General features: G+C 60.1%; 8 protein-coding genes and 1 pseudogene. 4 read left to right on the top strand and 5 right to left on the bottom strand.

Features of this window, described 5'->3' with window-relative positions; all coding sequences use genetic code 11:
- Window position 1: 1 nt before the first annotated feature.
- The 3 genes from lsrD to lsrA are packed head-to-tail and all read right to left on the bottom strand — an operon-like array spanning window position 2 to window position 3,513.
- The gene (lsrD, locus tag HMPREF1144_RS03385) at window positions 2-994 is read right to left on the bottom strand and encodes an autoinducer 2 ABC transporter permease LsrD (RefSeq protein ID WP_009651865.1); all 993 of its coding nucleotides are present in this window, start codon (window positions 992-994) and stop codon (window positions 2-4) included.
- Complete coding sequence (gene lsrC / locus HMPREF1144_RS03390) at window positions 995-2,029, bottom strand: autoinducer 2 ABC transporter permease LsrC (protein WP_009651897.1); 1,035 nt, start codon at window positions 2,027-2,029, stop codon at window positions 995-997.
- Window positions 2,026-3,513: an autoinducer 2 ABC transporter ATP-binding protein LsrA gene (gene lsrA / locus HMPREF1144_RS03395; RefSeq protein WP_042926977.1), complete on the bottom strand. Its 1,488-nt coding sequence runs from the start codon at window positions 3,511-3,513 to the stop codon at window positions 2,026-2,028. Before lsrA ends, lsrC begins: the two co-directional genes overlap by 4 nt.
- Window positions 3,514-3,732: 219 nt before the next feature.
- On the opposite strand from lsrA, the gene lsrR reads away from it, so the two are divergent.
- The 3 genes and pseudogenes from lsrR to HMPREF1144_RS03410 all read left to right on the top strand — a co-directional run bounded on the left by lsrR (window position 3,733) and on the right by HMPREF1144_RS03410 (window position 8,569).
- Entirely contained in the window at window positions 3,733-4,704 is a 972-nt protein-coding gene (gene lsrR, locus HMPREF1144_RS03400; RefSeq protein ID WP_004105944.1) for a transcriptional regulator LsrR, read from the top strand.
- Window positions 4,705-4,741: 37 nt separating this feature from the next.
- A pseudogene (gene lsrK, locus HMPREF1144_RS03405) lies at window positions 4,742-6,324 on the top strand (autoinducer-2 kinase).
- 223 nt (window positions 6,325-6,547) lie between these two features.
- Window positions 6,548-8,569, top strand: coding sequence for an NADPH-dependent 2,4-dienoyl-CoA reductase (locus HMPREF1144_RS03410; RefSeq protein ID WP_009651911.1), 2,022 nt, complete (start codon window positions 6,548-6,550; stop codon window positions 8,567-8,569).
- Window positions 8,570-8,682: 113 nt separating this feature from the next.
- On the opposite strand, the gene rlmG is transcribed toward HMPREF1144_RS03410, so the two are convergent.
- Both rlmG and HMPREF1144_RS03420 read right to left on the bottom strand, forming a co-directional pair.
- Window positions 8,683-9,813, bottom strand: coding sequence for a 23S rRNA (guanine(1835)-N(2))-methyltransferase RlmG (gene rlmG / locus HMPREF1144_RS03415; protein ID WP_004854423.1), 1,131 nt, complete (start codon window positions 9,811-9,813; stop codon window positions 8,683-8,685).
- Between the two features lie 104 nt (window positions 9,814-9,917).
- Window positions 9,918-11,261, bottom strand: coding sequence for a glycoside-pentoside-hexuronide (GPH):cation symporter (locus tag HMPREF1144_RS03420; protein ID WP_004854424.1), 1,344 nt, complete (start codon window positions 11,259-11,261; stop codon window positions 9,918-9,920).
- Window positions 11,262-11,368: 107 nt separating this feature from the next.
- On the opposite strand from HMPREF1144_RS03420, the gene HMPREF1144_RS03425 reads away from it, so the two are divergent.
- Window positions 11,369-12,235: a helix-turn-helix domain-containing protein gene (locus tag HMPREF1144_RS03425; RefSeq protein ID WP_009651899.1), complete on the top strand. Its 867-nt coding sequence runs from the start codon at window positions 11,369-11,371 to the stop codon at window positions 12,233-12,235.
- The last annotated feature ends 58 nt before the right edge of the window (window positions 12,236-12,293 follow it).

Below are 12,293 nucleotides of genomic sequence, written 5' to 3' on the forward strand. Positions count from 1 at the left end.
TTTATGCTCCGATTGTTTTACGCGAGAAAAGACGCCGCCAGCTCATCCGCACCCATTCACGGTGCAGGCTCAGCGAACGCCCCATCACCACCACAACCAACAGCGCCCCTGACAGCGCGCTCGACACCTGGTTGGGGATGCCGACCATTTGCAAACCTTGTTGTAAATAGCCCACCAGCAGCGCGGCCAGCGCCGTGCCGACGATCGAGCCGGAACCGCCGTAGATATTGGCCCCGCCGAGCACCGCGGCGGTCAGCGCCGGCATCAGCAGGTCGCGGCCTAAATCCGAGCGCGCCGAGCCGAAATAGGAGACCATCACCAGCGCCGCCACCGCCGACGCCACGCCCACCAGGCCATACAGCACATACGGCATACCGTTCACGGAAAGCGCGGCGTAGCGCGCGGCGCGCGGATTCTGCCCGAGCAGAAAAAGATGCCGCCCAAAGCGCCCGCGGTGGGCCAGCAGCCAGAAGAAAAAGGTGATAACGGCGAACAGCACCAGCGGTATCGGCAGGCCAAACAGGGTCAGGTTGGCGAAGGCGGTAAAGCTATCCGGGAATCCGCCGATACCTTCGTAACCGGTCGCCCCGGCCATGCCCGATAGCAGCAGCGCGCCGCCGCCGTAGAGGTACAGGGTGCCGAGGGTAATCACCAGCGGGCTAATGCCGGTGTAATGAATCAGCGCCGCGTTCAGCAACCCGCACAGCAGGCCGAGCAGCAGCGTCAGGGGGATTGCGAGGCTCATGGGCCAGCCCGACTGCATCATCACCCCCAGCGCAATGGCGCACAGGCCGATAGTGGAACCGAGCGAAATATCAATCCCGCCGCTGATAATTACCAGCGTCAGCGGCAGCGCCACGATGCCAATGCAGATAAAGTCGCTGGTGCTGAACAGCAGCATATTGAGATCCAGCATGCGCGGATTCAGGGCGCCAAACAGCAGGATCTCCAGCACAAGTAACGCCAGCAGCGCGCTTTCCCAGTTGAGCTTCATTTACGCCACCTCTTTGTTTTTGCGTTCGGGAAACGGGGCCACGCGCTTGCCCCCTTTGTTGCCGGGCTGAAAGCGGCTGTACTTCAGCGCCCGCTGATGGCGGGCCAGCGCCTGACGCAGACGCCCGTCGAGCACCAGTACGCCGAGCAGGACCAGGCCGGCGATGAAGTCGTTCCACCACGCCGGGAGACGGAACAGCACCAGCACGGTATCGATTTGCGTGAGGAAGAAGGCGCCGAGAAAAGCGCCGAGCAGCGTGCCGGTACCGCCAAACAGCGAGATCCCGCCGAGCACGCAGGCGGCGATGGCCTTCATCTCCAGGCCGCTGCCGGTCTGATTGGGCACAAAACCAATCTGCGCGGCAAACACAATCCCGGCGCAAGCCGCCAGCATGCCGTTAAGGGTAAATGCCAGCATCCGCGTGCGGTTCACCGCCACCCCGAGCTGGCGGGCCGCGGCGAGGTTATCGCCGACGGCGTAAAAATCACGGCCAAAGGCGGTGCGCGACAGTATCCCGCCGCCCACCAGAAGCAGCGCCAGCACCAGCCAACCCAGCGGCGAAATGCCGATGAACGCCGGTTCCGACAGCGCCTTCAGGCTATTCGGCAAGCCTTCAATCCACTTGCCGCCGGTCCACAGCAGCATCACTCCGCGATAAAGCCCGAGAGTGCCGAGGGTGGCGACAATCGCCGGTATCCGCAGCCCCACCACCAGCAGACCGTTAAAGGCGCCGGCCAGCGCGCCGATCGCCAGCGCGAAGGCGATGGCGGTCATCAGGCCATAGCCGCTATTCAGCGCCACCCCCACCGCGATAGCGCTCAGGCCGACGGTGGACCCCACCGAAACGTCAATATTGCGGGTCAGCATCACCAGGGTTGCCCCCAGCGCCAGCAGGCAGAGGATCTGCGAACTGCCGAAGATCATGCCCAGGGTCTGTAAGCTGAAATAGGCCGGGTTGAGCGTCACCAGCCCGGCAAACAGCACCACGATGGCGAGAAAGGCGCTCAGTTCACGATTCTTTAATAACGTTTTCATGCCTGTCCTCCGAAGGCCAGGGTCATCACCCGGTCAACGCTGACCGCCTGCTGCGCCAGCTCGCCGCTCAGCCTTCCCTGATGCATCACCAGCACCCGGTCAGCCAGGCCGACGAACTCGTCGAGATCGCTGGAAATCATTAATACCGCCACGTTCTGCGCGGCGACGCTTTTCAGCAGCTGATAGATGTCGGCGCGGGCGGAAACGTCCACGCCGCGGGTCGGCTCATCGACGATCAGCAGCAGCGGGTTAGCCTCCAGGCAGCGCGCCAGCAGTACCTTCTGCTGGTTACCGCCGGAGAGCGTGCGCACCGGGCGATCGCCATCGGCCATTTTGATCCCCAGCGCCCGGTGATACCGCTCCACCACCGCCGCTTCGCGCCTGTTCTGCTGCCACAGCGACGGCTGGTTAAACATCACCGTGTTCCAGCGCACCGGCGCATCGAGAAACAGCCCGGAAACCTGCCTGTCCTCCGGCAGATAGACCAGCCCGCGGGCCAGCCTGGCGCGCGTGCTGTCGCGGCTGATATCGCGGTTTTCCAGCCATACCCGCCCGGCGCGCGCCAGTCGCAGACCGTAGAGCGTTTCGGCGAATTCAGTGCGCCCGGATCCGACCAGCCCGGCGAGGCCGACGATCTCCCCGGCGCGGATCTCCAGGCTGAGATCGATAAAACCTTCTCCGGTCAGATCTTCTACCCTAAGGACCGGGAAATCCTGCGCCTGAGTACGGCGATTGCCCGGCAGCGCCAGCCACAGCTTTTGCGTGTCGCTCAGCGCGCGATCGCGGCTGACCGGCGTCATCGCGCCGATCAGCTGATTGTCGCCGTACTGCGCGGTCTCTCCGCTCAGCACCACCGCGCCATCGCGCATTACCGAGACGTGGCTGGCGACCTGACGGATCTCCGGCAGTTTGTGCGAGATAAACACGATCCCGACGCCGAGCGCCTGTAAAGAGCGGATCTGACGGAACAGACGTTCGGTTTCCCCCGGCGTTAATGAGGCGGTGGGCTCATCGAGGATCAAGATCTGCGCATCGCGCATCAACCCGCGCAGGATCTCCACCATTTGTTGGTCGGCGACTTCCAGGGTGCTGGCCGCCGCCTCAAGGTTAAGCTGGCAGCTAAGCTGCTGCAGCTTTTCCTGCAGGCGGGTCTCGGTATCCGCCCGCTTTGGCAGACGAAAAAGAATATTTTCCCGCACCGTCAGATTGGGGAATAACATCGGTTCCTGCGGCACCAGATACACGCCCTGCTGATGGGCCTGGGCGGGAGTAAGGCGCGCAAATATACGTTCGCCGAGGATGAGCTCACCGCTGTCGGGGGTCTCTACCCCGGCAATAATCTTCATCAGCGTCGATTTTCCGGCGCCGTTACCGCCCATCAGCGCGTGCACCTGGCCGGAAAGCAGCGTGAAATCAATCTGCTTCAGCACGGTGACGCCGGAGAACTGTTTGCCGATTTGGCGAGCTTCAAGCAGTGGCTTCATCATCGCGCCTCATTTTGAACAAAAGATTTTTTAAATTAATAATGTTCAAAAGCGTAGACGGTGAACTATATTTACAACCGTGCAACGATCACAGTTTTATGCTTTCGATCGTTTGAATAAAACCAGCGGACAACGAAAGATCCGTTTTGCCAGTCGGCTCACATTTTCCGACCGCGCAATAACGAACATATGATCTAAATTTTTATAAGAGTTCACTTTATGAGCGAAAAACGCATTACGGAAGAGAGCCGCTACGCCGGTCTGGCGTTAGCCGAGGAGGAGCTGGTGGCGCGGGTGGCGTGGTGTTACTACCACGACGGCCTGACGCAGAACGACATCGGCGAGCGTTTAGGGCTGCCGCGGTTAAAGATCTCCCGCCTGCTGGAGAAGGGCCGCCAGTCGGGGGTGATCCGCGTCCAGATTAATTCGCGCTATGAGGGCTGCCTGGCGCTGGAAACCGAACTTCAGCAGCGCTTCGGTCTGAAAATTGCCCGCGTGCTGCCGGCGCTGAATACCCCGCCGATGAACACCCGCCTGGGGATTGGCGCGGCGCAATCGTTAATGGGCGTGCTGGAGCCGGGACAGCTGCTGGCGGTGGGCTTTGGCGAAGCCACCATGAGCTGCCTGCAGCACCTGAGCGGGTTTATCGGCTCCCAGCAGGTTCGGCTGGTGACGCTTTCCGGCGGCGTGGGCCCGTATATGACCGGCATTGGCCAGCTGGATGCCGCCTGTAGCGTCAGCATGATCCCCGCGCCGCTGAGGGTGTCATCGGCGGATGTGGCGGAGATCCTGCGCCGGGAATCGAGCGTCCGCGACGTGATCCTGGCCGCGACGGCGGCGGATGCGGCGGTGGTAGGTATCGGCGCCATTGACCAGCGCCGGGACGCCACCATCCTGCGCTCCGGCTATATCAGCGAAGGCGAACAGCTAATGTACGCCCGCAAAGGCGCAGTCGGCGACATTTTAGGTTATTTCCTGCAGGCCGACGGCAAACCGGTTGAAGGGCTGGAGATCCATCGGGAACTGCTCGGCGTCACCCTTGATGAGCTGGCGCAGCTGCCGACCATCGTGGGCGTCGCCGGGGGCACAGAAAAAGCGCAGGCGATTTACGCGGCCCTTATCGGCAAGCGAATTAATGGCCTGGTAACGGAAGAGACAACAGCACGCGCGGTGCTGACGCTGGCCTCATAACGGCCCTGCGCCGCGCAACACGAGCGAGGCGCATGTCATGAGTTACCTGTTAGCGTTAGATGCCGGGACCGGCAGCATTCGGGCGGTCGTATTCGATCTCCAGGGCCGCCAGATAGCGGTCGGCCAGGCCGAATGGAAGCACCTGAGCGTGGACAATGTCCCCGGCTCGATGGAGTTCGACCTTGGCACCAACTGGCAGCTGGCCTGTCAGTGTATCCGTCAGGCGCTGGCCGCCGCCCATCTCTCTGCGGCCGATATTCAGTCCGCTCGATGCGTGAAGGCATCGTGCTTTACGACCGCAACGGCGAGGCCATCTGGGCCTGCGCCAACGTTGACGCCCGCGCCAGCCGCGAGGTGGCGGAGCTCAAAGAGATCCACGACGACCGTTTTGAATCCGAAGTGTACGGCGTGTCCGGGCAGACCCTGGCACTGAGCGCTATGCCGCGCCTGCTGTGGCTGGCCCATCATCGCCCGGATATCTACCGCAAAGCGGCGACCATCACCATGATCAGCGACTGGCTGGCGGCAAAGCTTTCCGGCGAACTGGCGGTTGACCCTTCTAACGCCGGAACGACCGGCATGCTCGATCTCTTCAGCCGCGACTGGCGCCCGGCGCTGCTGGATATGGCCGGGCTGCGGGCCGATATTCTCTCGCCGGTCAAAGAGACCGGCAGCGTACTGGGAGCGGTGACCGACGCGGCGGCGGCGCAAAGCGGGCTGCGCGCGGGCACGCCGGTGGTGATGGGCGGCGGCGACGTCCAGCTCGGCTGCCTGGGCCTCGGCGTGGTGCGCGCCGGGCAGACGGCGGTGCTCGGCGGCACTTTCTGGCAGCAGGTGGTTAATCTGCCGGAAGTGCGAACTGACCCGGAGATGAATATTCGCGTTAACCCGCACGTTATTCCCGGCATGGCGCAGGCGGAGTCCATCAGCTTCTTCACCGGCCTGACCATGCGCTGGTTCCGCGACGCGTTCTGCGCGGAGGAGAAGCTGATTGCCGGGCGCCTCGGCGTCGACGCCTACAGCCTGCTCGAAGAGATGGCCAGCCGCGTGCCGGCGGGTTCCCACGGGGTGATGCCGATCTTCTCTGACGCCATGCACTTTAAGCAGTGGTACCACGCCGCGCCGTCGTTTATTAACCTCTCCATCGACCCGGAAAAATGCAATAAGGCCACCCTCTTCCGCGCGCTGGAAGAGAACGCGGCGATTGTCTCTGCCTGTAATCTGGCACAAATTTCGCAATTTTCCGGCGTGCGGTTTGACAGCCTGGTCTTTGCGGGCGGGGGCTCAAAAGGCGCGCTGTGGAGCCAGATCCTCAGCGATGTTACCGGCCTCCCGGTGCGGGTGCCGGAGGTCCGCGAGGCGACGGCGCTGGGCTGCGCGATCGCCGCCGGCACAGGTGCCGGGCTGTACGGCGATATGGCGGCGACGGGTGAGAAGCTGGTGAGCTGGCACCGGGAATTTACGCCCAATCAGGCGCATCGCGAGCTGTATCACGAGATGATGATCAAATGGCAGTCGGTGTACGCTGAGCAGCTCGGTCTGGTGGACAGCGGATTAACGACCTCGATGTGGCAGGCGCCGGGTCTGACGCGCCGTGCCCCTGTTGCCCCCTCACCCTAAGCCTCTCCCCTACAGGAGAGGAAACCGTCCGGGCTTAACTGGCCCCGGCGCCATTCCGTCCTTCTCCCTCTCCCGGTGGGAGAGGGCCGGGGTAAGGGAGAACCTTCCGCCGTTCTTTGAATCCCATCACAATCGCCGCACTCCCCTTTTCCCTTTTCGCCCGCGGCGGCTAAATTAGTAACTCATCCGACCACATAACAATAATTTTACACTGGAAGAGATTATGAGCCGCTACCCGTCGCTTTTCGCCCCGCTTGATCTGGGGTTCACAACGCTCAAAAACCGCGTGTTGATGGGCTCGATGCACACTGGTCTGGAGGAGCTGCCGGACGGCGCACAGCGGCTGGCGGCGTTTTACGCCGAGCGCGCCCGCCACGGGGTGGCGCTGATCGTCACCGGCGGGATTGCCCCGGCGCCTTCCGGCGTCACCATGGCGGGCGGCGCGGTGCTTAACGACGCCAGCCATCTCGCTCATCACCGCCATATCACCGATGCGGTACACGAGGAGGGCGGCAAAATCGCCCTGCAGATCCTGCATACCGGGCGCTACAGCTACCAGCCGCAGCTGGTGGCCCCTTCCGCGCTGCAGGCGCCGATCAACCCCTTTACGCCTCACGAACTGAGCCACGAAGAGATCTTACAGCTGATCGATGATTTTGCCCGCTGCGCCCAGCTGGCGCGGGAAGCCGGGTACGACGGCGTCGAAGTGATGGGCTCGGAAGGCTATCTGATTAACGAATTTCTTGCCGCGCGCACCAACCTGCGCGACGACCAGTGGGGCGGCGACTACGCCCGGCGTATGCGTTTTGCCATTGAAGTGGTCAGAGCCGTGCGGGAGCGCGCGGGCAGCGACTTTATTATCATCTACCGCCTGTCGATGCTCGATCTGGTCAGCGGCGGCAGCACGCTCGCGGAAGTCACCGCGCTGGCAAAAGCCATTGAGGACGCAGGGGCAACGATTATCAATACCGGCATTGGCTGGCACGAGGCGCGCATTCCCACTATCGCCACTCCGGTACCACGCGGCGCGTTTAGCTGGGTCACCCGCAAGCTGAAAGGCGCGGTGTCGATCCCGCTGGTCACCACCAACCGGATTAACGATCCCGCCGTGGCGGAGGCGATCCTGGCCCGCGGAGACGCCGACATGGTCTCGATGGCCCGCCCTTTCCTCGCCGACAGCGAATTTCTCTCTAAAGCGCAGAGCGGGCGGGCGGATGAGATCAATACCTGTATTGGCTGCAACCAGGCCTGCCTCGATCGGATCTTCGCCGGCAAAGTCACCTCGTGTCTGGTCAACCCGCGCGCCTGCCATGAAACCCTGATGCCAATAGCGCCTGCGACCGCACCGAAGCGGCTGGCGGTAGTCGGCGCTGGTCCTGCCGGCCTGGCCTTTGCCGTGAACGCCGCCTCGCGCGGGCATCAGGTGACGCTCTTTGACGGGCACCATGAGATTGGCGGCCAGTTTACTATCGCCAAACAGATCCCCGGCAAAGAGGAGTTCCATGAAACTCTGCGTTATTACCGCCGGATGCTGGATCTTACCGGCGTCGCGCTGCGGCTTGAAACCCGGGTGACGGCCGACGATCTGCGGGCATTTGATGAGATTATCCTCGCCACCGGGATCGCCTCGCGGAGGCCGGATATCGTCGGGATCGATCATCCGAAGGTGCTGAGCTATCTTGATGTCCTGCGTGATAAAGCGCCGGTCGGCGAGAAGGTGGCGATTATCGGCTGCGGCGGGATCGGCTTTGATACCGCCATGTACCTCAGCCAGTCCGGCGTCGCCACCAGCCAGAATATTGGCGAATTCTGTGCGGAATGGGGGATCGATACCAGCCTGCAGAGCGCGGGCGGATTACGCCCGGAAGGGATGCAGCTGGCTAAAAGCCCGCGCCAGATCGTGATGCTCCAGCGCAAAACCAGCAAGCCCGGCGACGGGCTGGGGAAAACCACCGGCTGGATCCACCGCGCCACCCTGCTGGCCCGCGGCGTCCAAATGATCCCCGGCGTCAGCTATCAACGGATCGATGATGCCGGCTTACATGTGACGATCGGCGGCGAATCTCAGGTGCTTAACGTCGATCATGTAGTTATCTGCGCCGGTCAGGATCCCCGCCGCGAGCTGGCCGATCCGCTGCAGGCGGCGGGTAAAACGGTGCATTTGATTGGCGGCTGCGACGTGGCGATGGAGCTGGATGCCCGGCGGGCAATCGCTCAGGGCACCCGGCTGGCGCTGTCGATTTAGGGAAAGAAAACCCGGCCGGTAGCCGGGGAAACCGGGAAAGCCGATAACGCTCAGCCGGTAGCCCGGCTAAGGCATCAGCCGCAAGCCGGGGAAACCCGGGAAGCCGATAAGGCTTAGCGCTGCTTGCGCACCTTTGTCGCTTTCAACACCACAAATTTATTATTGGTGGCGATTGTCGTGCAGTTACCGAACGCGCGCTTCAGCTTGCGGAAATAATCGAGGTGGCGGTTGCCAACAACGTACAGCTCGCCACCGTACTTCAGGCTGCGGCGGGCATCGTTAAACATCTGCCAGGCAATATGATCGGTGATCGCATGCTGCTGATGGAACGGCGGGTTACAGAGGATCGCGGCGAAACGGTCCGGCTCAATATCAGACAACGCGTTATTCACCACAAACTCGCAGCGCTCGATGTCATCCGGCAGGTTAGTTTCGACGTTCAGCCGGCTGGAAGCGACCGCCATATAGGACTCATCGGTAAACATCACCCGGGCGTCCGGGTTTAAAGCCAGCGCTTTCAGGCCAATCACGCCGTTGCCGCAGCCGAGATCGGCGATCTCGCCTTCAATATTTGCCGGCAGATGCTCCAGGAAGAAGCGCGCGCCAATATCCAGGCCGCTGCGGGCGAACACGTTGGCGTGGTTGTGAATCGTCCACGGTGTACCGTCCAGCGGCCAGCTGTAGGTTTGCGGCGCATCGGCCACCTCAGGAGCGGTAAAGGTACAGAAAATCAGCCGCGCCTTTTTCCATGCCAGCGATGTGGTGGTGGTGCCGAGGATCTTCTCAAACAGCGCCAGGGTGGAATTGTGGACATCCCGCGCTTTCGCGGCGGCGATGATACGGGTTTCTGGCGTGACAACCTCGCGCAGCGCGCGCAGCTGCTGCTCCAGCAGCGCCAGCTGCTTCGGAACCTTAATGAGCACCAGCGCCGGCGCGGCAGGCAGTTCGCTCAGGGGATCCTGAAAACGTACGCTCTCTTCATCAATGCCGTTCATCCGCAGGTTGTAGCGGGTCGCCAGCTCAGATACGTAGGAATCGTTGATGCTGACCGGGTTGCGTTCCGCCAGCGCGCAGCCCAGCGCGCCGAAGCTGTCATTGAAAATGAGCGTCAGGCCGTCGACATCATTCACCTGTTGCAGCAGATATTCATCCGCCGCTTCCCACGCCTGAAGCGCTTCCTCTTCAGCATTTGGCGGGAACCGCTCTAATGTGAATAACTCACCGTTTAACTCTACCTGGCTCATCGCCTTTGTGCCTCCGGAACTCTAAAACCCGCGAGTTTATACGCAAACTTCGCCCAGTAGAATAGAGATGCGCCGATTATCTCCATCTGCCGGGCGACAGTCCGTTACGCCGGGAGGTCGTCCTGCGCCAGGCGCGACAGGCGTTTATCGTCCAGGCTGTACTTACTCATGATAACAATCAGCAGCGCCACCAGCACCCCGGGGAAGACGGTGAACAGCAACGCGATCATCTGCAGCGCGGAGTCGGTTTGCTGCGCTGCGCCGCCAACGTAGTCGCCCCATGCCAGCATATAGCCCACCAGCGCGCCGCCGATGGCGATCCCCAGCTTGATGGCAAACAGGTTTGTTGAAAAAACGATCCCGCTGAGTTTTTTGCCGCTGCGTTTCTCTTCCGCATCGATGATATCGGACAGCATGCTCCACTGCAGCGGCGTGGCGGCCAGCTGAATAATATTGATGATAATCACCAGCGCAAAGATAGCGGCCACGTTCCCCGCCGGAACGAAGTACATGCCTATCAGCAGCGCCGCCTCGATGGCCATCGAGATTTTAAACCCTTTCACTTTATCAATATTTTTAAAGATAAACGGGGAGAGCATCGCCCCCAACACGCCGGAAGCCAGGGTGGTGGTCAGCAGCAGGCTGCCCAGATCCGCCCGCCCCATAATGTTGTTGACGTAATAGAGAGTGGTCCCGCCTTTAAACAGCACCGCAATCAGGTTAACGACGTTGAGCGCGAAGAGAATGCGCCAGTCCTTGTTGGCAAGCAGGGTTTTCAGATCATCAAGAATGCTGCTTTGATTATTGACCGCAATATCCGTGGTGTAGCGCTCTTTCGTCAGGCCGAAGCAGATAAAGAACAGAATGATGCTCAGGCACCCCATCACAATCATGGTGTAAAAATAGCCGTTTTGCACATTACCCTGACCCAGCCAGGCCACCAGCGGCAGCGCGGTCAGGGAGACAATCAGACCGCCGAGCGTACTGAGCGCAAAGCGCCAGGACTGAAGCGAAACACGCTCGCGGGAATCGTTAGAGATATTATTGATCATCGCGCAATACGGAACGTTAATCGCCGTATAGACCAGCGATAATAAGGTATAAGAAACATAGGCGTAAATCAGCTTACCGGTATAGCCGAAATCCGGCGTATAAAACGTTAAGCAGCAAAGTACGCCAAAAGGAATCGCGAACCATAAAATATAAGGGCGGAATTGCCCATATTTAGTCCGGGTACGATCCGCCACCGCCCCCATTAATACATCGGTGACCGCATCTAATACCCTGACTGCGAGAAACATGGTCCCCATATGCGCCGGACTTAAACCAAATACGTCGGTATAAAACCAGGCCATAAACAGCATCACCGTCTGCCAGACTAAATTACAGCCGGTATCCCCTAACCCATAGCTAAATTTTTCTTTAATACTGATACGGGCAGTGTTCATCGCGCCTCCGCCAGAAAGATCGTTAATATTTGTCCTCTGTACGTTATTGCTTAGGGCTTACCGATTATGTATAAATCATCCTGTTAAATATAAGAAGAGTGTACCCGATGAGTGATGAATCTCCCGTTTTCGAAAAGATCCCCGTGGGCGCCGGCGAGCTATTTACCTTACGGGTAGATAACATAAATGATTTCAATGGCATAAACGTAGTCCCCCATTTTCATATGATGGACGAACTGATGTGGTTCCGAGAGTCGGCAGGCAGCTATTCGATTGGTGATGAAAAATTTACGATAAAAAACAATACCCTGATTTTCGTCCCCGCCTTACTGATCCATGAAATGACGCTCCCGGCCGCCGCCAGCCACAAGCGTTATCTTATGCAATTCGAAAAAGAGTGGCTCGAGGGATACGACCTGTCGCTCCCCGCCGCCCACTGCGGCGCGGTCGCTTATCTTTCCGGCGAGGAAGCCGAGCGCCTGGAGCTGCTGCTGAGCTGGTGCGGCGAGTTCAGCGACTTTACCGATTCGCTGTTTCGCTCCCTGATGCAGAGCGTACTGCTGCACGCCTTTAATAGCCTGAAAGATTCCGTCCCCATTACCGAACGCACTAACCACCGCTATCTGAGCGAGCTGATCGAACTTCTGCAATCTATTGATGAAAATGAAAATTTTGAGATGACAACCGAAGAAGCCGCCCGCCGATGCCGGTGGTCGAAATCCTGGTTTTCCCGCACCTTTAAATCCGCCTTCGGCATCAGCTTCAAAAAATTTATGCTGCTGCGCAAACTGAATATCGCTATCAATCTACTGACCAACACCGACCTGAAGATTAGCGATATCTCGCAAAGCGCCGGCTTCACCGACAGCGCCTACTTCTGCCTCAAGTTTAAAGAGATGATGAACGACACCCCGCTGGCCTTCCGTCACAAAGTCAGAAGCACCGATGCCGTAGGGCGTCAGGCGGAGAAATAACGCGTTTTTGTGAGCCGCATCACCGGATAAGTAGACGTTTATTATATAAATAGCCAGA

This window comes from Klebsiella sp. OBRC7 (genome assembly GCF_000293135.1).
In the GTDB taxonomy this organism is placed as follows: Bacteria; Pseudomonadota; Gammaproteobacteria; order Enterobacterales; family Enterobacteriaceae; genus Klebsiella; species Klebsiella michiganensis.

Excerpts from the sequence above, each read along its gene's own strand:
- lsrD (WP_009651865.1), bottom strand. The coding sequence starts at position 994 with ATGAAGCTCAACTGGGAAAGCGCGCTGCTGGCGTTACTTGTGCTGGAG.
- lsrC (WP_009651897.1), bottom strand. The coding sequence starts at position 2,029 with ATGAAAACGTTATTAAAGAATCGTGAACTGAGCGCCTTTCTCGCCATC.
- lsrA (WP_042926977.1), bottom strand. The coding sequence starts at position 3,513 with ATGAAGCCACTGCTTGAAGCTCGCCAAATCGGCAAACAGTTCTCCGGC.
- lsrR (WP_004105944.1), top strand. The coding sequence starts at position 3,733 with ATGAGCGAAAAACGCATTACGGAAGAGAGCCGCTACGCCGGTCTGGCG.
- HMPREF1144_RS03410 (WP_009651911.1), top strand. The coding sequence starts at position 6,548 with ATGAGCCGCTACCCGTCGCTTTTCGCCCCGCTTGATCTGGGGTTCACA.
- rlmG (WP_004854423.1), bottom strand. The coding sequence starts at position 9,813 with ATGAGCCAGGTAGAGTTAAACGGTGAGTTATTCACATTAGAGCGGTTC.
- HMPREF1144_RS03420 (WP_004854424.1), bottom strand. The coding sequence starts at position 11,261 with ATGAACACTGCCCGTATCAGTATTAAAGAAAAATTTAGCTATGGGTTA.
- HMPREF1144_RS03425 (WP_009651899.1), top strand. The coding sequence starts at position 11,369 with ATGAGTGATGAATCTCCCGTTTTCGAAAAGATCCCCGTGGGCGCCGGC.